This window comes from Paenibacillus sp. MER TA 81-3, assembly GCF_023713585.1.
In the GTDB taxonomy this organism is placed as follows: domain Bacteria; phylum Bacillota; class Bacilli; order Paenibacillales; family Paenibacillaceae; genus Paenibacillus_B; species Paenibacillus_B profundus.
Genome location: NZ_JAMAWB010000019.1, coordinates 78,609 through 100,469, shown reverse-complemented (window position 1 = coordinate 100,469; position 21,861 = coordinate 78,609). Strand labels below are relative to the sequence as shown.

The following is a 21,861-nucleotide window of genomic DNA, read 5'->3' as shown; positions in this document are numbered from 1 at the left end:
AAGGAGTGGACATAGATTGGCTTCAATTCAATTGACAGTGGAAAAGTTGGTCGGACACGACGCACATTCTTTTGAGCTGCCGGCGGATACGGTACGCCTCTTGACCGAGCGTTCGAGCGAGCATTCCGTCAAGCTGGAATCCGTTATTTGCGGGGCTTGGGCTGCACTGCTTTCTCGGTTTTACAACTCGGAACAAGTGGCCCTTCATGTTGTGGGATCGGAGAACGGCAAAGGCGCTCATACCATAGTTAGCCAGAGCGACGTAACGATAGCTGGCATCGTGAGCATTCATGACAGTCTGTCGTCCTGCGCTGACACAGTGAGCGTGACTTGCTCAGCAGCATTAGAGGACAGTGGCGTTGCGACTTATTGCTGGTGCGGCGCCGGAATCTGTCCCGAGCTTCCGAAGGACCAAGACGTAAGCGGGCTGCACGGCAGATTTCAATATGCTGGCGCAGATGGTGTGACATCACCGATATTTACGATTTATTATGAACAAAATCACTTCCAGCAAACGACGATAGAACGGTTGGCGGTCTACTTCCTGCAGCTCCTTCAAGAGGCGGCACGGCATCCGCAGAAAACAATCGGCGAGTTGGAAATGCTGACGGAACAAGATAAGCGACAGTTGATTCATGATATGAACCGGACTCAAGTGGAATATCCGAAGACTTTCACGGTACAGGCACTGTTCGAACAGCAGGTGCTTCAAGCTCCAGACCGAGTTGCTGTTGTGGAAGACGAGCGGGAGCTCACATACCGGGAATTGAACAAAAAGGCGAATCAATTAGCCCGCCGTCTGCGGAAGCAGGGGGTGACCCGCGAGCAAACCGTCGGTATTATGGCAGAGCGAACCGCGGAAATGGTCATAGGGATACTAGCGATTTTAAAAGCAGGAGGAACTTATGTCCCTCTAGATCCCGATCACCCGCAGGACCGCATTCAATACGTATTGGAGGACAGCGGCACTCGATTGGTACTGACGAGCCGGTTAGCGGCCGATTATTTACCCGGTGCAATCGAACGCGTCATCATCGACGACCCGGATCTTGCCACTGAACTGGAGGATAATCTGTCCCCTGTCAATCAGCCGGAGGATCTTATCTATATCATTTACACATCAGGCTCGACGGGCCGGCCGAAAGGTGTGATGGTAACGCACCGTAATGTCATCCGGCTGGTCAAACATACGAACTATGTGAAGTTCGGCCAAGACGATCGCATTTTGCAGACGGGATCGCTGGTGTTCGATGCATCGACCTTTGAAATCTGGGGCTCGCTCTTGAACGGATTGGGACTGGTGTTGGTTGATAAAACGACGATATTGGATGCAGAGCAGTTGGAACAAGCCATTATCCGTCACGACGTGACGATTATGTTCCTGACGACGGCGCTGTTCATTCAATTGGTGGACCGCAACCCGCGCATATTCGCTCCGCTCCGCCAACTGCTAGTCGGTGGAGAACTGATGTCGCCGAAGCATTTCTACCGCGCGGCGAAAGAGTGTGCGCCAATCGCGATATCCAATATTTACGGTCCGACCGAGAATACGACCTTTTCCACCTCTTTCGAGCTAAAGCACGAGGTGGATGGGACGATACCCATCGGTACACCGATTACGAACTCGACTGCCTATGTCGTGAATGAGTACGGCAAGCTGCAGCCAATAGGGGCGGTAGGCGAGCTGTGGGTCGGCGGCGAGGGCGTTGCGCGCGGCTATTTGAATCAGGAGGAGCTGACCCAGGAGAAGTTCATCGATAGCCCATTCGTGCAAGGGGAACGGATTTATAAGACGGGTGACCTTGTGCGGATGCTGACGAACGGCAGTATTGAATTCGTAGGCCGCAAGGATCACCAAGTGAAGATTCGCGGCTATCGGATGGAGCTCGGTGAGATTGAAGCGCAAATTCATGCTCACGAGCAAGTGACGGAAGCGATTGTCATCGACTTCGAAGAGACTCCGGGTCAGAAGGCGCTTTGCGCCTATATCGTGGCGGAAGGCGGTATGACGGCGGCCGAAATCCGGGAGTATCTGTCACAGCATCTGCCGGAATATATGGTGCCTGCCTATTTCATGTTCCTGGACCGGATGCCGCTTACGATTAACGGCAAGATCGACCGGGCGAAGCTGCCGCAGCCAGAGAAGCGGGAGCGGGCTGCCGCCGGCTATACGGCGCCTGTCAGCGAGACGGAAATCAAGCTCGCGTACATGTGGGAGGAACTGCTCGGCATTGCGCCAATCGGAACGAAGGACCATTTCTTCGAACTGGGAGGGCACTCGTTGAAGATGGCTCAGCTGCAGGCGAAGATTGCGGCCGCATTCCGTGTCACGCTGTCCTTCAAGGAGCTGTTCGCGAATCCGTTCATCGGCAAGCTGGCCGCGCTGATCGATGAGGGCGAAGCAGGACGGTTCGAGGCGATTGAGCCAGCGGAAGCGAAGCCGCATTATCGTCTCGCTCCGGCGCAGACGCGTATGTTCGCGCTGCAGCAGCGGGGCGGAGTCGGCATGGCCTATCACATACCGCTCGTGTACCAGGTGAAGGGAAAGCTAGACGCCGGACGGCTCGAACAGGCGCTAAATCGGCTAGTGGAACGCCACGAAGCGTTCAGGACCTCGTTCCATTGGGAGCAGGATGAAGTTATCCAGAAGGTGCATGCTCACACCGGCTTCCGGATGCCGCTCATCGAAGCGGAAGGCCGCACCGCAGCGGAACTGGCCGACGAATTTGTCCAGCCATTCCAACTGGACGAGGCGCCTCTGTTCCGGGCGGCATTGGCCAAGCTCGGGGAAGATGATTATGTTCTCTTGCTGGACATCCACCATATCGTCTTTGACGGCACGTCGCTCAGCATCTTTGCAGAAGAGCTGTCGGCGCTGTACGAGGGGAAGGATCTTACGCCAGTACGATTGCAGTATAAAGACTATGCTGAATGGCAATCGCAGCGGAAGCAGGATATTGCCGCACATGAAGGGCATTGGCTGCGCGTTCTGGAGGGAGAGCTTCCGGTACTGGAGCTTCCAGCCGATTCCCCGCGTCCGAACGTGCAATCGTTCGAGGGGGACATCGTGCGTGTGACACTGCCGGCTGAAGCGACTGCAGGCTTGAAGCAGATGGCCCTTGACCAGGGAACGACGCTATATATGGCGCTGTTGTCCATTTACAACGTGCTGCTCTCCAAATATGCGGACAAGGAAGATGTCATCGTCGGCTGTGCGATTGCTGCACGTACACATGCTGATCTGAACCGTATGATGGGCATGTTCGTCAATACGCTGCCGATTCGGAGCTACCCGGAAGGTGAAAAAACGTTCGCCTCTTACTTGGAAGAAATGAAGGTTACTCTTCTGTCGGCGTACGAGCATCAGGATTATCCGCTGGACAGCTTGATCGATCGTCTGCAGCTAAAGCGGGATGTGAGCCGGAATCCGCTGTTCGATACGGTATTCGTCATGCAGAACATGGGAGATACATCGCTCCAGATGGGGGACGCAGCATTCGTGACGGTACCCTACCACAATGGAACGTCGAAGTTCGATTTGACGCTGGAAGCGGTGGAGAACGAGGAATCATTATCGCTTAACTTCGAATTCTGTTCGAAGCTGTTCACTCAGGCAACGGTGGAACGGATGGCCGAGCATTTCGTGCAGCTGGCTGCACAAGCGGCGGAACAGCCGGAGCGCAAGATCGGCGAGCTGGAGATGATAACCAGACAAGAACAGCAGCAGCTGATTCACGAATTCAATCAGACGGAGGCAGATTATCCGCGTAATTCCACTGTGCATGCTCTGTTCGAGGAACAGGCGCGCATCACGCCGGGGCGCATCGCGCTGGTGGCGGGTGAACGGGAGCTTACTTACGGAGAGCTTAACGCGGAAGCGAACCGGCTGGCCCGGTATTTGCGGCAGCAAGGGACGAATCCCGAACAACCGGTAGGTCTGTTCACGGAACGGACAGCAGAGATGGTTATCGGCGTGCTCGCGATTATGAAGGCGGGTGGAGCTTACGTTCCGATCGATCCCGATTATCCACAGGAACGGATTCAGTATTTGCTGGAGGATAGCGGCGCTGCTATCGTGCTGACAAGCGGACATTTGGCTGAGCGTCTGCCAGAAGGCTTGCAGCACATCGGCTTCTCCGATCCAGAGCTGTCCCATGAATCGATAGATAACCTGGAGCATGTGAATGATGCAGACCATTTGATTTACTTGATGTACACATCTGGTTCCACAGGCAAGCCAAAAGGAGTTATGGTCACACATCGCAACGTCGTTCGCTTGGTGAAGAACACGAACTTCGTGACGTTTCAAGAGGATGACTGCATTTTGCAGACGGGCTCGCTCGTATTCGATGCTTCGACGTTTGAAATCTGGGGAGCGCTGCTGAATGGACTTCGGCTCGTGTTGGTGGATAAGACGACGATCCTGGACGCAGAGCAGTTGGAGCGTGCCATCGCTCAGCACGGCATTACAATGATGTGGCTTACTTCGCCGCTGTTTACCCAGCTGGTGGAGAAGAATGAGCACCTGTTCGCACCGGTGCGGACGTTGCTCGTCGGCGGTGATGTCTTGTCGCCGAAGCATATTTATCGTGTGCTGCACGCGTGTGCGCCGATCGCGATTGTGAACGGCTACGGTCCGACAGAGAACACCACCTTCTCGTGCTGCCACCAGATTACGGCGGAACGGGACGGCTCAATCCCGATCGGGATGCCAATTGCGAACTCGACAGCTTATGTGGTGAACGGCTACGGCAAGCTGCAGCCGATTGGCGTGGCAGGCGAACTCTGGGTTGGCGGAGACGGGGTAGCGCGCGGCTATTTGAACCGAGATGATCTGACGCAGGAGAATTTCATTGACAGCCCGTTCATTTCTGGCGAGAAGCTGTATAAGACGGGGGACCTTGTGCGGTGGCTGCCAGACGGCACCATCGAGTTCCTTGGGCGTAAAGACCATCAGGTCAAAATTCGCGGCTATCGGATGGAATTGGGCGAAATTGAAGCGCAAATCCGCAGCCACGAGCTGGTGAAGGAAACGCTCGTTACGGATATCGAGGAATCAACGGGGCAAAAGGCGCTGTGCGCGTACATTGTGGCTGAAGGCACATTGACGGCTGCTGACATCAGGCAGCATCTGCTCTCACACCTGCCGGATTACATGATACCGACCTACTATGCGTTTTTGGAGCAGATGCCGCTTACGACGAACGGGAAAATCGACCGGGCGAAGCTGCCGGCGCCGTCAAAGCAGGAATGGACCGCGGCGAACTATGTATCTCCAGCCAATGACACCGAAATGAAGCTGGCGGATATGTGGCAAGAGCTGTTAGGGATTGCATCGGTCGGAGTGTGCGACAACTTCTTTGAACTGGGTGGCCATTCCTTGAAGGCTATCACGCTCGTTGCCCAGTTAAAGCAGGAGTTCGAAGTCGATGTCAGCGATATATTTGCCTATCCGACGATTCGGGAGCTGGCACAGCATATGAAGTATCGGCCGAATCATATGAAGGACAAGCTGGAGCAGATTCGGGAAGCCTATCTGCACGCAGTATCCGTTGAAGAAGACAAGGCGGTAAGCGAAGGGTGGATTCAATACCGGAGCCGAAATGAACGGTATGGCCGAATGGATCTATCGGAACGAGCGCGATACCGCAATGTGCTGCTGACCGGAGTGACAGGATATTTGGGGGCCTATTTGCTTCGTGATCTGCTCGTCTGCACAGACAGCAAGGTTACTGCTGTTGTTCGTGGGGAGTCTTCCGAACAGTCGCGGCAAAGATTGAACGATAAGCTTGCTTATTATTTCGGACCTTCTTTGGCGCAGCAGCACGGGCATCGAATTGTGGCAATCAACGGCAATTTGAGTGAAGAGCGCCTTGGACTGGAAGAGGACGTATACTCCAAGCTGTCGGACGAAGTTGATTGCATCATTCATGCGGCCGCTAATGTGAAGCACTACGGACATTATTCCGAATTTGTGCTGAACAATGTGACCGCGACGGAGCGCTTGTTGGAATTAGCCGCTGCAGGGAACAAGAAGGAGTTCCACCATGTGTCGACGATGTCCGTCGGGATGGGGACGATCGAAGGAGAGTCTGAGATTCTGTTTACCGAAGACGATCTGGACATCGGCCAGCGGCATGATAACTATTACGTGCAGACGAAGTTCGCGGCAGAGAAGCAGGTAGAGCAGGCCCGGGAGAACGGCGTGAATGCCAACATTTATCGTATCGGCAACATCGTGTTCAACTCCGAGAACGGCCAATTCCAGGAAAATATCCATGACAATGGCTTCTATAACACGGTGAAAGCCTTCATCGAGTTAGGCGCGGTTCCAGAGGCCGGACAGGATACAGATTTGTCTTACGTGGATCAAGTGAGCCGGGCCATCATTACGTTATTTGACAAGCCTGCACTGCATAATGAGACATTCCATATTTATAACCCGCATCGCATCGGCATGTCGGACATGCTTGCGAAGCGGCCTGAATTTTCCGTCATGCCGCTGCCGATGGATCGCTTCTTGGATTATTTGTTCGAGCGCTACGAGCAGAAGGCGGACAGAGAAGCGGTAGAGAACGTCATGCTGCACAGCGGTTGGATGGACGAGGGAACGGCACAGACCTCATTCGCTCATGCCGCCGAGCGGACGACGACCGTGCTGGGCTATCTCGGGTTCGCTTGGACAGCACCGGGAGATACGCAAATTACGAGCATGCTGAACCATTGCCGCGAAGTAGGATTCCTGTCGTACCCGGACAAGTGAATCGGTTGCGAGACTACGTATGGGAGGGATGGCATCGAGAATAGAGACAACCGATAGCAGTATGAAAGAGCACTAACGAATTTGAGCAATAGACGTGGTTATGGAACCACTACATTAGAGGAGGAACGATACGATGTTTGAAGCAAATTATAACGCAGCAAAAAACCGTGTATACGTTAAGCTTGAAGGTATGATGGCGATGGACGAGGCAAAAGATTACGATAAAGCCGTTCGTGACCAAGTGGATAAAGCTAAGGAAGGGTACACGTTCTGCATCGACATGGCGAATGCGCAGCCGGCACCTGCGGAAGTAAACGATTATTTGATAGGCTTGCGTGAATATATGGCACGCAAAAATATTAAAGGTTCCGCGATGATCGTAAGCTCCGCGTTGACGAAGCTTCAATTGTCCCGGTTAGTTAAAGATCTTGGGGGCGCGTACGGCGTGTCGCAAAGCATTGAGGAAGCGGATCGCTATTTGGATACCCTCTAGGAAGCAATCATTGATTCACGTTTCATAGAAAGCATATTGGCAAAAAAGACTTGCCCGTTTTCGGACGGGGAGTCTTTTTTATCAACTGAACATCGTTACGTGCCGATATGGCACTCTATTACAAAGAAGGTGAGATCGCAATGAAACCTCAGTCAATCAACGAACGAATTCGAACATTATGGAGTCGCTGCTTTCAATCGCTTCTAGCACGCATCTTATTGCCAATCTGCCTGTTGACCCTGCTTGTCATTCAGGCGACTTGCTGGGTAAATATAAGTTATATGAAGAACATCATCAACGATCTCATGGTGGAAGATACGCAGACGGTGGTGCGGCAAATCGGAAAGCTCGTAGTGGAGCACAACGGTGAAAATCCGAAGGCCGTGTTGAATACGGTAGCTTTCAAAGATCACAGCTATGCTTTGCTCGTAAAAGACGGAAAAGTCGTCGCACGGGCAGGCATGGGGCTGTCAAAAGAGGAAGACGATTTAAGTCCGCTCTATTCGGGAGAACAGCATGAAATGCACCTTGAAACTGGGCTAGGGGGCTACGCTTTTGCTGCCAAAGCAGGCGAGTACATCGTCATTTCCGTGAGCGATTTCGATGACTTTGATAACGGACTTGATAGTTATAATTGGATCATGTATGGCGTCTCGGTCGGGGCTTTGGTAGTCATCGCAGGGGTAACTTGGCTGCTTGTGAGGAGATTGTTCGTCACTCCGATTCAGAGTGTGTCCTACACCATTGAACATATTGGCGAAGGTGACTTTACAGATCATGTTGCTTTAGATACGTCTCGTAAAGATATTTGGGGAGCCGTTGCACGCAGCTTCTCGGACATGAGGACTAATCTGAAGAGCTTAGTGGATCATGTCGTAGATACGAGTGAGAAGATTACGCTAACGTCGAATGAGTTCGCGATAAGCTCCCAAGAAACGAGTAAATCGTCTGAACAGATTACGATATCGCTGCAAGATATTTCGATGGGTGTCGATGAGGGTTCCAAGAAGCTGGCTGAGGTCAGCCAAATGATTGAGGACGTTACGATGGCGATTGGAGAGGTTGATCAAGTAGTCAAGACGATAACCAATGAATTTGCGAAAGCCAATGACAAGGTCGTGCTTGGAAATGACATCGTAAACCAGACGGTTGGCCAAATGAATCAGCTATCTGAAAATGTTGAATCCAGCTCGAAGATTATGCACAATTTGGAGCAGAAATCGGGTAAAATCGGTGAAATTATAAAAATTATTACCGACATTGCAGGACAGACGAATTTACTTGCTCTCAATGCTGCGATCGAAGCGGCGCGAGCGGGGGAGCATGGCAGAGGGTTTGCCGTTGTAGCCAACGAGGTGCGTGTTTTGGCGGATCAATCGAACAAGGCTGCAATGGAAATTCATGAAATTATATCGGAAGTTCAATCCGAAACGGTAAAAGCGGTCGAAGTGATGGACAAAGGGAATCAGTTCGTCAAATCGGGGATTGGCAGCGTGAATGAGACGGGCGACGTATTCCATGCGATGGTCACCATGATGCAGGAAATATCCAATCTGGCCAGCATGGTGGAGGCTATTGTCCAAGAAGTGAATACCAGTTCGCAAGAGATGCTCGAGCAAGTGCAGGGCGTCGCCCAGATTTCCGAAGAATCAGCGGCTAGCGTCCAATCCATCGCTGCTGCAACGGAAGAACAAAATGCGGTGATGGAAGAGTTGGCTAGCTCAGCGGAAGAATTCAAACGGATGTCACATGGCCTGCAGGAGGCCCTTGGCAAGTTCAAGTTTTAATGGTTGTTGAACCAATCATTTTTTAGAGAAAGCAGAGAACCGATACTCATGATGGGTATCGGTTCTCTGCTTAACTTGCAGTTCATCCCGCGGATTGTTTCTGCAAGTCGCTACGGCTTGCAGAATGAGCACTGGATAGTGCCGAAACCGTAATTCCACTCGTCATGCCGAGCGAACGGAGGAACTCACGTCGAATTGGCCGAACCGCGCAACTTTCTTGTTACATTTGGATGACCGAGTTGACGACGCTATCCTGATCTTGATAGAAGTGATGACGATACTCGACGCGCCCGATCTTGCAGCCGGGGCCAAGCTTGACGTGATTGCCACGCACGATGGCTGCGGTCGTATGCTCAAGCTCGATATGGTCTCCTTCAATGACATCGGCGGTCAGCCGCGCATCAGGCATGACTTGGAAGATGCCCGGAATAAATTTGAGCATATTGGTGAGTCCGCTTCCCTTGCGGACCTTGATGATTTCGCCGCCAATTTCCTTTGCGTGGCAGTTCCAGTTGATGCGTAAATCCATGCTGCCCACATTGAGCAGACCGCGCACTGCAAAGGAACCGGCTGCGGAAAGGGTCTCGACTTCGCAATCGCCTTTCACCTCGATCGAGCCCCTCAATTTCAATCGTTCGCCTTGCAGGCTGCTGCCGATATTCACCATGCCGCTGATGCTCGCCTCCTGCACCTTCACACCACCGGTAAAGTCGCCTTGTCCCTGAACGATGAGCTTATGCGTAAGCAGGCTTCCTTCCATCTGTGAAGTGCCGCGAATCTTCATCTCCTCGGACTTCACGTGGCCATACACCCTTACCGTTCCCGCACATGTGAACAAGCGGCATTCGATATTCCCGTTCACCTCTCCGTCGCCCAAAATGCTGACTTTGTCGTATATGCCTCCTCCAGAGCTTGATGATCCCATTATTTTTAAATGCTGCCGCTGTTCCATTAGCGAACCTCCCGATTAACCATATGCGGATTATAGCTTAATATGGCTGTTTACTTGCGCATTTTCATGCAGCTGCACGGACTGCTTATATTCCACCAGGTCAATCTCGCAGCCCGGACCGATGATCACTTGCGTGCCGCGTACGACGCGAGCTTTAGTATATTCCAGAACAACCTTGTCGCCCTCGATCGTATCTGTTTCCAGATGTGGACTGCTGAATAGAGAAGAGAACAGCTTATTAAATACGGACAACGGTTTGCCTTGTTTAACGGATATATTCTCACCGCCGATTTCCCGTACGTGGCAACTGTGAAGCAGCTTAATATCGATGGCGCCAGCATTGAGCAATCCGCCGATGTTGAAGCTGCCGTGGGATTTGAATTGTTCCGCTTCACAATCGAATGCAACCGATGCGGTTCCGTTTATCTCTATCGTTTCCCCAATTAGGCGTCCGTCGATACTGGCCGTGCCATCAATACGGCTATGAACAGCCTGCATGTTGCCTTTTACCGTGCACATGCCGCGGACTTCGAACTTATCAGTCTGAATACTCCCTGCTATTTTGCCTTTGCCATTGCTCACGAACGAGGCGCAAACAATATCCCCGTTTATTTCCCCTACTCCATCTATGCGAACGCGCTGGAACGATCCGCCAGATGAACTGCCCATTCCAGATATAATAATGTCTCTCAAATGTTGACTCATGAGAGTTTCCCCCAATCAAGTGAGTTTGGCCTTCAATTCTTCTAGACAGCTTGCGAGCGAGATATGTGATACAAGCTTAGTTCCATTATCAAAATACACTTCGCCTGGGCTGGCGGAGAGCAGGAAAATCGAGACGCCCATCTTCCGCACGAGCATCAGCTCGCAGCTTCTCCCTTCGAATCGCTGGTAGTGATCGCGAAGCACCTGTAAAAGGCCCTTGCCTTCCTCAAGGCTCATTTCTCCGGTGTGGAGCATCCGATCCAGTACATACATATGAATCAATCTCTCAAATGTAAAAGCATCTGCATCGCCCGTCTGATCCGTGAAATATTGCAGTGCCATCGTCGACACGATGCCACGATTTATAATGTCTGATTTGTGGAGTGCCATCTCCGCCAAGTTGGGCGAGAACATGTCGGCAAGCTCGTTAAGGGACAAATTGTCCTTCATGTCGATGATTTTATCGATACGAGCCAAAATTTTAGCCTTCGGAAAAAAGGTCTCCTGACCGGTAAACGTCGACTTGCGAATAAACCACTCTTCAGGAATCAAATCTTTGCGCTTCCACCGATACAACTGGCCGTAGGAGATGCCGGTCAACTCGAGCAATTCTTTTTTTGAAATAAGTTGTTCATCCATAACATGCGGAAGCCTCCTTGATCGCCCTGTAGTGTAACATTGTTACGTAATTATCGTAACAGTGTTTCGTTTACTTTGCAATCATTGAAATAAAGCAGGCGACAGATGATACTTACCGTGCTGGAGCGGTGGTCGTAGGCACGACCTAAAAAAGGCTAACCTCGCGGGGTTAGCCTTTTGGCACGTCTAATCCGAGTCCTTCTGCAATCCAACAAGGAAGTGTGGAGCAGGACGGCAAGTGCCGCTCGAAAACTCCGATAACCCATGCTGAAATTAGTCGGGAAAAAGACGTCTTCCGTCTTGGAACCGTTACGTTAGCCTTTCCGAAGCAGGTATTCCTGTTCCATCCTTTGCTTTACTCTCCCCTTTATTCAGAATGGCAGTGCCCCCTTCGCTTTCAGAGGGGAAGAGGCTGTCGGTCCTGCGTGGAATGGCCCTTAGCTCCATTCTCCCAAACAGTCAGGATGGGTTGCGTTGAGGAAAAAGTACATGCCATACATGCCATTTGATATAGATAGGAAGCGTCCGAGCATGGTGGCATTACCCAAAGTCGTCCTAGGTCGTGCCGCCTCCTGATGGCAGTGAACTATAGTCGTCCTAGGTCGTGCCGCCTCCTGATGGCAGTGAACTATAGTCGTCCTAGGTCGTGCCGCCTCCTGATGGCAGTGAACTATAGTCGTCCTAGGTCGTGCCGCCCCCCGATGGCAGTGAACTATAGTCGTCCTAGGTCGTGCCGCCTCCTGATGGCAGTGAACTATAGTCGTCCTAGGTCGTGCCGCCTCCTGATGGCAGTGAACTATAGTCGTCCTAGGTCGTGCCGCCTCCCGATGGGAGTGAATTATAGTAGTTCTAGGTCGTGCCGCCTCCCGATGGCAGAGGGCCAGAGTCGTCAATGGCCATGCTGCCTTCTGATGGAAGGGGAGGATGAAGCAAGGGAGCGGATGAAGCGAATCCCCATCAGTCTGAACGTCCCCCTGCACGAATGGAACATTTCGTGTAATTATGAAGCGTCCATGCCTCGATAGAGGTTTTCTTTTGAAATTGTTGACAAAATGTTAACAAATGGATTGAAGCCGAGCTATAATTGATCTATCATATCTATCTGATAACATAATGGTCCCGAAAGGAGGCGACTTAGCCGAACGGGAACATGGAAATGATCGTCTTTTGAAGTTAGCGGCAGCGGTTGCTAGCTTCTGCTTCTGTCTCCAGATCCCTTTGGCACCGGACTCGATAACAGGTACGGGAAGTGAATACATGAAAGAAAAGACGTTGTTATTCGGTCATGTTCGGTCTCATTTGCCCCTTTATGTGACAGCGGTATTGTTTATGGCGGCAGCCAACGTCATTTACGCTTATTTTCCAAGCTTGCTCGGACAATTTACAGATGAGCTGCAGCAGAATGGATTGACGAGGTCGTCCGTCGTCCACTACAGCTTATGGCTGCTCGCTATCGGAGTCGGGTACGGCACATTGTTCGGCATGGGTCAATTACTGAATCACCGGCTTGGCCGCTTGTTTGAATTCAATACCCGGCAGAGGTTGTTCCAGCAATTTACGCGACTCAGCGAGCATTATTTTTCCAACAACGGGGTCGGCAAGCTGCTTAGTTACTTCATGAACGATGTGACCTCTGTAAGAGAAACGATAGCTAATGGTCTTAATCAGATGACGAACGCGTCGATTCTATTAATCTCGGTTATCGTCATGATGAGCGTAAGCCACATTCCACTCTATCTTGTGTTCGTCTGTGTACTGCCTCTGCTCTCCATCCCGCTCTTTGTCGTCTACTTCGGTCCGCGTATTCGGATGCGATCGCGGGCAGTGCAGGATTCCTTGGCATCGATGACGGAATCGGCGGAGGAGCAATTCGGCGGCATTAAGGTAACGAAGACGTTTGCAGTTGAGGATATCGCGCGGGAACGGTTCGGGGAAACGGTGGATCGCATCCGTGACAATCAACTAAGCCTCGTCCGCATGACATCGCTGTTCCAGGCGCTTATTCCTTTCGCCGGTGCGCTTTCGTTAGTTATCGCGATAACGTACGGAGGCATTCTGTCCATTCGCGGACAGCTTTCTCTCGGTAATTTCGTTACACTGACGCTCTATTTGCGCATGATTATTACACCGCTGCAGCAGATTGGCAACGTCATTAACGTCATGCTGCGCTCCCGGGCGTCGCTTGATCGACTGAACCGGCTGCTTGGGGAAGAGCCGGACATCCGCGAGTCGGAACACGCCGTCCCGCTCGATCCAGACAAGACGGGAATTGATATTAGGCAGCTGTCGTTCGCGTATCCGGATACCGATACCACATCGCTCAAGGACTTAAATATCCAGGTGCAGGCAGGCAAGACGCTCGGCATTGTCGGCAAGACAGGGAGCGGCAAGACGACATTAGTCAAGCTGTTGCTCAGAGTGTACGATCCGCCGCAGGGAACGATATTCATCGGCGGGCAGGACATCTGCGAGCTGACGCTGGAAAGCTTGCGCACGCAGGTGGCGTATGTGCCGCAGGACGGCTTTTTGTTCAGCACGACAATACGGGACAACATCGCGTTCCATGACCGCGGTGTTGATGATGAGCCCATTGAGGAAGCGTCTAGGCTGGCAGATGTGTATGACAATATTGCGGATCTTCCGGATCAGTTCCATACGAAGCTGGGCGAACGGGGACTGACCTTGTCGGGCGGTCAGCGCCAGCGGACCAGTCTGGCCCGCGGACTCATCAAGCATGCGCCGATTCTCATCCTGGACGACAGCGTCAGCGCAGTCGATGTCGTCACGGAGACGAATATACTGCACAACTTGCGCGAAGCGCGCCAAGGCAAGACCAATATTATTATCGCCCATCGCATCAGCGCGGTTCGTCATGCTGATGAGATTATCGTGCTGGAGGACGGGGCCGTCAAGGAACGCGGAACGCATGCAGAGCTGCTCAAGCAGGGCGGCTATTATTCCTCGCTCTATGCCATTCAAGAGGAGGGGATGCTCGATGCCTGAACCGAAAGGTAGTAAAGCGCGTAATGCCTATGATGTGTCTCCCGAAGACCGCAAGCAATCGTTCAAGGCGATGCTTTCCTATGCGAAGCCGCACCGGTTCACGTTTCTTACCGTATTTGTATGCACATTCTTCGCCATCGGCGCGGATTTGCTGCAGCCTTATCTGGTAAAGATTGCTATCGACGATAACGTGCTGACGGGGGAGCACGGCGTCAGGACACTTTTGACGCTGGGCGGTTGTTATTTGCTGCTAGCGGCGATAAGCATGATATTTTCGTACGTGCAGGCGAATCTGCTGCAAAGGGTCGGGCAGAGTATCGTTGGGCAGCTGCGGAAGGATTTGTTCCGGCACATTTCGAAGCAGTCGATGTCGTTCTTCGACCGCAACCCGATTGGCAGCCTCGTTACGAATGTGTCGAGCGATACGGAGACGATTAACCAATTTTTCACGCAAGTGCTGTTGAGCATCGTGCGGGATGGATTGTCGCTTATTCTGATCGTGGCGTTCATGTTCTCGCTTGACGCGAAGCTGGCTTTATACTGTCTTATCCTGTTCCCGATTATATTCGCCATTGCGATTGCTTTCCGCTCTATGCTTCGATCCGCTTATCAGCGGACGCGCGCTGAGCTGTCACGGCTGATTGCGTTTCTGGCGGAGAACTTGTCGGGCATGAGCCTCATTCAAGTGTTCCATCAGGAGAAGGAGCAGACCGAGCGATTTACGGAACAGAACCGCAAATATTTGCGGGAAAATCTACGCGAGGTGCGCACGAGCATCATGTTCAACCGTTCATTCGATATTCTTGGCAACGTATCGGTTGCTTTCATCGTTTGGATAGGCGGCTTCGCTGTGCTTGATACCGCGTTGGAGTTCGGCGTGCTGTATGCCTTCATTAACTATATCCGGCAATTTTTTCAGCCGATTAACCAAATTACCCAGCAATGGAACACGCTCCAATCGACAATTGTGTCCATGGACCGTTTGTGGCGCATCTTCCGCGTACAGCCGGAGGTTCGCGATCCAGAGCCAGAGCAGGCACAGGAGATCGATGCGTCCGATGTGCTGGGACAAGTAGACTTCAACCGCATCCGCTTCGCTTACGTCGATGATCGGGATGTGCTGCATGACTTGGATCTGCACATTTCGCCGGGGGAATTCGTCGGCATCGTAGGCACGACGGGGGCAGGCAAGAGTTCTCTCGTCAACTTGCTAGCGCGCTTCTATGATGTGAAGCGGGGGAGTGTGGAGATCGACGGCGTTGATATTCGTAGTTTGCCCCAAGATACATTGCACCGCATCGTCGGGCTTGTTCAGCAGGATCCGTACCTCTACTCAGGCACGATACTGGATAATGTGCGGCTGTTCAAGGATAATGTCTCACGGGAAGAAGTGATATGGGCCTGCAAGGCGGTTGGGGCGCACGGCATGATTACACGATTGAAGCACGGGTACGACACGCGGCTGTCCGAGCGCGGAAGCGGGTTATCCGCCGGGGAGCGGCAATTGATTTCCTTTGCCCGCATTCTCGTGTTCCAGCCTCGCATCCTTATCCTGGATGAGGCGACTGCGCATCTCGATTCCCATACGGAGCGATTGATCCAACAAGCGCTGAGCGTCGTGTCGGAAGGAAGAACGACACTCGTCATTGCGCACAGACTGTCTACGATTCAACATGCGGATCGCATTATCGTCATGCGTCATGGGTGTGTCGTTGAGCAAGGCACGCATGAATCGCTAATTGCACAGGATGGATTCTACGCGGAGTTGGTTTATCATTCGCGTCCGGTGAAGCTGCAGGCGCAGCATATGGGATAGTAAGAAGCACAATAGCAACCTCCGCCGAACATAATGTTTCGGGCGGAGGTTTTCTTATAAAGGTTGCCTATTTGCGAAGTTCAACGAAACAGCGCTTCCCCGATGAAGCTTCCTTCCTGTGCGCCAGGCGGACAGGCAAACACAGCACTGGAGAGATGGGATGTGTATTTATTCAAGGCATCATGCTGCGCCAGAATGGAGAGCATGGGGATGAACTGATTTTTGATGCTTTGTTGAAAACTGATAAAAAGAAGACCGGCGTCCAAATCGCCACTGGTTGCATCAAGGCCGCGTGAGTAAGAGTAAGAGCGCCGCCACATCTTGGTTCCTGTACCGCGGGCAAGCCACACGTGTGAATCTGTCGGTATGTGGCGCATGGACACGGCATCAGCTTCATTTTTTTTGCCGAACGGGGCCCCGCTTTCTTTCTGACGGCCGAACGTTGCTTCTTGCTTCTGCAGTGCCGTTTGGTCCCATTCATCAATGAACATGCGAATTTTCCGAACGGCTAAATAGGTGCCCCCAGTCATCCATAATGGATTATTTGATGGTGAGGCCCATACATACCGCTCCATGGCTTGATCATTTTCAAGCTCGTTGTTTGCCGTACCGTCTTTAAATCCAAACAGGTTTCGTGGTGTCTGTCCATCAGGAGCACTCAAGAAACCTTCCTGTACCCAACGAATCTTCGCAGTACCTTGGGCAACTCTGGCTAAGTTGCGTATCGCATGAAAACTTACGACCGGATCATCCGAGCAGGCTTGGATACACACATCGCCGCCCGATTCCTGCTCTGTCAAGGCGTCGCCAGGCATAGCTGGAATGTCAACGAGCTCATCCGGTTGTTTTGCGGCCAATCCGAAGCGGTCAACGCCGTCTTTGCGAAACAAAGTGGGGCCAAAACCAAACGTAATCGTAAGCTGTGCTGGGGGAAGTTCGTGCGTTTCCCCTGTGTCATCTGGCGGTGCAAGTCCTTCCAGATTAGCTTTTCCAACCGATTTTCCAGCCGTCATGTTTGCACTATAGTCGGTCCATGTTTTACATAATTGTTCTAATTTCATCCTGTCGGCATGGACGATGTCGAATGCGGCAAAACACATATATTTTTGCGGAGGTGTTGCAATCCCCGCTTGTTTTGTCCCGTAGAAGGGAATGGAGCCGGCAACGCCGGTTTGACTCGTTTGATTATCCTTTGCTGCCGAGCTTGGTTCTTGGCTTGAGCTTGAACTTTTAAGGATACCGCTAAAAGACATAAAGGCCCCCATGCCGCCCATGCCTACAAACATTCCCGTACCCGCAGCGGCGCTTAATTTCAACAGCTCTCTGCGGCTCATTTTACTTTTGCCGGATTCATTGCGCTCTTGTTGCGGTTCCGGCGCTTTCTCGTTCTCAAGCTTCATGTTAACCCTCCTCATTGAACGGCCTCGTTCCCATGTTCAGGTTAGTTTATTAATCATTGCTATTCAATTGAAATGTGTTACAAATTCCCAACAAATGATGCCGAGGCTTTGAAATAAATGCACTAGGCCCTAATAGTAATGAATGCTCTAATCGGATTGTTCATTTTTTTGTGACATTTTATAGCTAGATAGAGTCATGTGCATCCGTCTGTATTGTTTTACAATTTACTATGACATTAATCACATTTGTTTTGAAAAGGGGCGGATTATATGAAAAAGTTAGCGAGTATTGCGATAAGCACCTTATTGTCATTGTCCATCGCCATTCCAGCGTTTGCGCATGACGGTTGGTCGCAGACGAACAGTCCGATCATTGGTGAAGGTGAAGTATCCTATGTTGAAATGATGCTGGGCAATCACTCCAACGAGCATCGCAGCTACCGCATCGCTGGACAGTGGAGCACTGACTCGTCCAAAGTGTACGTCATGAATCCGGCTGGGAAGAAGACGGATATTACCGACACGAGATTTTACACGGGTGAAGCGGCAACTGAAGAAGAGCCAGCGGTCAACAATTACTTCGTCTCTTCTTTTTCGGCGTCGAAGCCGGGAGCCTATATCGTATCGGTCGAAGGCGACAGCATCTTCAAACATGACGGGAAGGCAAGCCGCACGCTTCGCAGCGCGAAATCGTTCGTTGCCGTGATGGATATCCCTGTATTGAAGCGAGCATCGCTCCTGACGGGCTTCGAACGACAAGTGAGCCCGGATCGGGCGGAACTGGTTCCGCTCTTCAGTCCGGCGGCGGTCAGTCCGAATCAGGCAGCATCCGTACAGTTGATGCTGAAAGGTAAGCCGCTTGCCGATACGGAAGTATCCCTCATTCGCCGCAGCAATTCGGAAGCGAAGACGCTGAAGACAGACGCTAAAGGCACCATCTCGTTCAAGACAGGTCCTGCCGACTATTATTTGCTGCGCGCCAAGCCATCAATGAACGAGCAGGTCGAAGGCCAGTACGATTCGGTCAGCTACGAAGCGACGATGACCTTCATCGTGCAGAACGGTTCGATCCAGCTTCCTGGCCAACCGGCTACGGCACAGCCGCAAGTGTTCGTGAATGGCAAAGCTGTGTCTGATCAATCGTTCTCATTTGCAGACGGAACGTTGAAGGCAGATGCGGCTTGGGTCAAATCAACGCTCGGCGATGTGACAGGGAAAGGCCTCGTTTCTTTGCGTGAAGCAGCAGAGAAGACGGACACGGTGCTGGAATTTTTGCCGGCAGTTGGAACGAATCGGGCAGCCGTCCTTCTCTATACGAAGTAAGACAACGATGATTCAATCCTGCAGAGGCCGTTGGAGTTCCAACGGCTTTTGAATTCCAAGTGTGAATAAACTTTGGTGTGAAAGGGGGATGACACAATGACAATGCTGAACAAAGCGGCGAAGCTTGCACTTCTATTTTTGATCTTTCTTATTCCGTTTGTTCTCTTGCCGCAGCCTGCTTCCGCTCATGCCAACATGGCATCATCCTCACCGCTCTCGAATTCGGAATTGACTGATTCGCCGACAGAAATCCGGATTACGTACACGGAAGGCATCGACGCGGATCTGAGCTCGATGACCTTATGGAATACGGATGGCGCAGAGATAGCGGGCGAGGTCAAGAGTGACGGGGAGAAGACGCTGGTGAAGTCGATTTCGTCCTTGCCGAACGGGATTTATAAAGTGAAATGGCAAGTGCTGTCGGTTGACACCCATGTCACGGAAGGTTCCTTCGAATTTGCTGTTGGCGTGAAGCTGAAGCAGTCAGGGCCAGCTGCAACGAAATCGTTGGATGACGATGAGCCGGCGTCCGCGACAGAGAACAAGACGACGACCCCAGCCAAGCCCGAGAAGAATGGCAGCACGAACGGAACGAAGCACGCCGACAGCTCCGCTAATCAGCCAGTGAACAAAGATTCCGGTAAGGGGAAGCCCAATTCGCAGCCAGAGTCCCCCCAGTCTGGCGGCGCTTCGAAAGTGGACAAAACGGCTGCCGGTACCACTGGGCAGAAGGAGAACCCCCCCTCAACTGAATCGCAGTTTAAAGCTGAGCAGGTGAGCAATCCGCCGCGTCAGGAGAAGCGTGACGACACGAGTGAGCCGGATAGCGCAGCGCAGTCCGGGAAGGAGAAAGAGGCTGCGCTAGCCGTACCGGATGCATCGCCTCAGGCAGGGGCAGGAGAGAAAGATCAATCCGGCGCCGCTGCGCCAGCTTCCCCGGTTCAAGCAGAGAAAGCGCCAGCGGGAGCGGGTAACGAAGCAAATCCCGACCAGGGAGAAGTTGATCATAGCCATCATCATGACTATGGAGCTGAAGCAGCTGCGTCAGCAAGCGAGGCAGCAGCCGATCATGCAGACCATAATCATGGCAACGGTAATCTTGATGGATGGAATGCGTTGATTCGCATCATCAATATCGTTGTGACAGTGTTGCTATTCGCCATATTGTATTATCGCATGATGTTAGCGGACGGAGTGAACGAGCGCTTTCCTGCATTCCATCGCGCAATGAAGCGTATATGCAAAGGGATAACGATTAGCGCAGTTATATTGTTTGCAGCTACTTATGCAGCACATATGCTGCTCATTGCGCAGCAGCTAAGCAGCGGCAGGGCGGATACATCTGCTGCATCAACTGCGTTAACGCTTGCCTTGTCAACCCGGGTTGGCTTGGCGGATGGCGCGCGAGTGCTGCTTGCCGCATTGCTCGCCCTCATGATGCTGTTCAAGAACAGCGCAACGGTGCTCAACAAAGTGGTGCAGTTGCTCTTCCTGATCGGGATTGCCTTAACCTTTCCGCTTACGGGACATGCGGTGGCATCCGATTCAGGGCTATTGTCTTTCCTGACGGTCGTCTCTCATACGCTCCATATTGTTACCGCATCGATCTGGTTCGGTGGGCTGCTAGGTATGGGGATGCTAACGGCAAGCTGGCGGCGCAACCAGCTCGGCGCGGAACATGTTCATGAGATCAACGGGCAGTGGAGGCGTTTCTCCCGGGCAGCCTTGCCGCTTACCGTGCTGACGGTAGTGACAGGAATCATACTCGCCGCGATGCGGTTAGGGACATGGTCTGCTTTCATTTCGTCATCATACGGGCAAATCTTGCTCGTCAAAAGCGGACTCTTTCTCCTCATCCTCATCATTGCGGCATTTCACCGCTATTACTGGCTGCCCCGGTTCCCGAAGCATAGCGGTGAGGCGCACCTGCTGCGTCAATTCCTGATTGGTGTGCAGGTGGAAATCGCAGTCGGAATTGCAGTATTTATCGTGGCAGGTATGCTGTCGACTAGTCCGCCACCTGGCATGTGATCATTGATCAATTGAATTCAATACAAGCTTATATTTCCTCCTTCGAATGCAATGACGATGATGTTAACGTCAGCGGCGCTCGGGGGAGGATTTTTTACAATTAAGGATGTTTAAGTTCTGTGAATCGCTAAAGCGAAACCATACATTCCTTGTGGCAATAAAGCCTATTTCTAAACGCGGTCGCCCATCTTCGAAAGGCCGAGATAGAGGTTTTCTAACTGGTCATTTTAATGAAAGTAAATATTAAATTAGAATCATTATTGATTAAATACAATTACTATGTTAAATTAATATCATATGAGTGATTCTTATTATCATTACTTAGCGCGCTTCGGGGCTTTGATTTTGAGCCGGTTGAGCTGAAGGTATGACTGTTGCAACTTATACCGATGATAACAGTAGGCCGTATGATGCTAAATGATTCATTAGCATTCTCGATGATTGATCGCTGAACCGATCAGTCATGCTGGTTCATATGCTGGAGCTGGCGGATGATACGCTGATGGTGAACTCTTGAAAGGAACGGCCATGCGGTGTGTGATAACGATGGCATTTTTGATTTCGTGAATAACATTTCCACAGGAAAGGAATGGGGCCCTTGAATAATCGGCACATGATAACGTTTATGAAAAAAAAGCGTGAAAGTAAGCCAATGCATATGACGCAGCAGAGAGAGGCGGTTTTATCTTGCATCAATCAAGCCGTGTCCCCAAAGACCGCAATGGAAATCTATATTGCTCTGAAGTCGGATATGACACGCATTTCTCTCTCCACCGTCTATTGCAGCTTAAAATATTTCGTCAAGAACGACATTGTACGTGAATTGGACGATGACGGGCTATCCAAACGATATGAATACACTGGCAGCATCTACCGGGAAGCTTGAACAGATCACGATATAACTGAATGACGATATGAGTATAAGCCCTTTGCAGATCCATCTGCAGAG

At 51.7% G+C, this 21,861-nt stretch carries 12 protein-coding genes; 8 read left to right on the top strand and 4 right to left on the bottom strand.

Annotated elements, in window-relative coordinates:
• Nucleotides 1-16 precede the first annotated feature (16 nt).
• The 3 genes from M3650_RS23455 to M3650_RS23445 all read left to right on the top strand — a co-directional run bounded on the left by M3650_RS23455 (nucleotide 17) and on the right by M3650_RS23445 (nucleotide 9,043).
• The gene (locus M3650_RS23455) at nucleotides 17-6,763 is read left to right on the top strand and encodes a non-ribosomal peptide synthetase (RefSeq protein ID WP_251578295.1); all 6,747 of its coding nucleotides are present in this window, start codon (nucleotides 17-19) and stop codon (nucleotides 6,761-6,763) included.
• 133 nt (nucleotides 6,764-6,896) lie between these two features.
• On the top strand, nucleotides 6,897-7,256 hold the full coding sequence (locus M3650_RS23450; RefSeq protein ID WP_233698297.1) for a protein kinase: 360 nt from the start codon (nucleotides 6,897-6,899) through the stop codon (nucleotides 7,254-7,256).
• A gap of 140 nt (nucleotides 7,257-7,396) precedes the next feature.
• Nucleotides 7,397-9,043 carry a methyl-accepting chemotaxis protein gene (locus M3650_RS23445; RefSeq protein ID WP_251578293.1) on the top strand — a complete coding sequence of 549 codons (1,647 nt, stop codon included), beginning with the start codon at nucleotides 7,397-7,399 and terminating at the stop codon, nucleotides 9,041-9,043.
• A gap of 220 nt (nucleotides 9,044-9,263) precedes the next feature.
• Here the strand turns inward: M3650_RS23445 and M3650_RS23440 are convergent, their stop codons facing one another.
• The 3 genes from M3650_RS23440 to M3650_RS23430 are packed head-to-tail and all read right to left on the bottom strand — an operon-like array spanning nucleotide 9,264 to nucleotide 11,339.
• Nucleotides 9,264-9,995, bottom strand: a complete 732-nt coding sequence (locus M3650_RS23440; protein ID WP_251578291.1) for a polymer-forming cytoskeletal protein — start codon at nucleotides 9,993-9,995, stop codon at nucleotides 9,264-9,266.
• Between the two features lie 30 nt (nucleotides 9,996-10,025).
• Nucleotides 10,026-10,700 (bottom strand): polymer-forming cytoskeletal protein, encoded by a 675-nt coding sequence (locus M3650_RS23435; RefSeq protein ID WP_019421646.1) that lies wholly within the window; start codon nucleotides 10,698-10,700, stop codon nucleotides 10,026-10,028.
• Nucleotides 10,701-10,715: 15 nt separating this feature from the next.
• Nucleotides 10,716-11,339: a YhbD family protein gene (locus tag M3650_RS23430; RefSeq protein ID WP_251578289.1), complete on the bottom strand. Its 624-nt coding sequence runs from the start codon at nucleotides 11,337-11,339 to the stop codon at nucleotides 10,716-10,718.
• 1,257 nt (nucleotides 11,340-12,596) lie between these two features.
• Between M3650_RS23430 and M3650_RS23425 the strand changes: the two genes are divergently transcribed.
• Both M3650_RS23425 and M3650_RS23420 read left to right on the top strand, forming a co-directional pair.
• Nucleotides 12,597-14,342: an ABC transporter ATP-binding protein gene (locus M3650_RS23425; RefSeq protein ID WP_251578287.1), complete on the top strand. Its 1,746-nt coding sequence runs from the start codon at nucleotides 12,597-12,599 to the stop codon at nucleotides 14,340-14,342.
• Nucleotides 14,335-16,158 (top strand): ABC transporter ATP-binding protein, encoded by a 1,824-nt coding sequence (locus tag M3650_RS23420; RefSeq protein ID WP_251578285.1) that lies wholly within the window; start codon nucleotides 14,335-14,337, stop codon nucleotides 16,156-16,158. Before M3650_RS23425 ends, M3650_RS23420 begins: the two co-directional genes overlap by 8 nt.
• Before the next feature lie 80 nt (nucleotides 16,159-16,238).
• Here M3650_RS23420 and efeB read toward each other — a convergent pair whose 3' ends face one another.
• Nucleotides 16,239-17,558: an iron uptake transporter deferrochelatase/peroxidase subunit gene (gene efeB / locus M3650_RS23415; RefSeq protein ID WP_251578283.1), complete on the bottom strand. Its 1,320-nt coding sequence runs from the start codon at nucleotides 17,556-17,558 to the stop codon at nucleotides 16,239-16,241.
• 270 nt (nucleotides 17,559-17,828) lie between these two features.
• Here efeB and M3650_RS23410 point away from each other — a divergent pair, with 270 nt between their 5' ends.
• The 3 genes from M3650_RS23410 (at nucleotide 17,829) to M3650_RS23400 (ending at nucleotide 21,798) form a co-directional block, all read left to right on the top strand.
• Nucleotides 17,829-18,881 (top strand): DUF4198 domain-containing protein, encoded by a 1,053-nt coding sequence (locus M3650_RS23410; protein WP_251578281.1) that lies wholly within the window; start codon nucleotides 17,829-17,831, stop codon nucleotides 18,879-18,881.
• 96 nt (nucleotides 18,882-18,977) lie between these two features.
• The gene (locus M3650_RS23405) at nucleotides 18,978-20,912 is read left to right on the top strand and encodes a copper resistance protein CopC (protein ID WP_251578279.1); all 1,935 of its coding nucleotides are present in this window, start codon (nucleotides 18,978-18,980) and stop codon (nucleotides 20,910-20,912) included.
• A 625-nt stretch (nucleotides 20,913-21,537) separates the two neighbouring features.
• Nucleotides 21,538-21,798: a transcriptional repressor gene (locus M3650_RS23400; RefSeq protein WP_251578276.1), complete on the top strand. Its 261-nt coding sequence runs from the start codon at nucleotides 21,538-21,540 to the stop codon at nucleotides 21,796-21,798.
• Nucleotides 21,799-21,861: the final 63 nt, after the last annotated feature.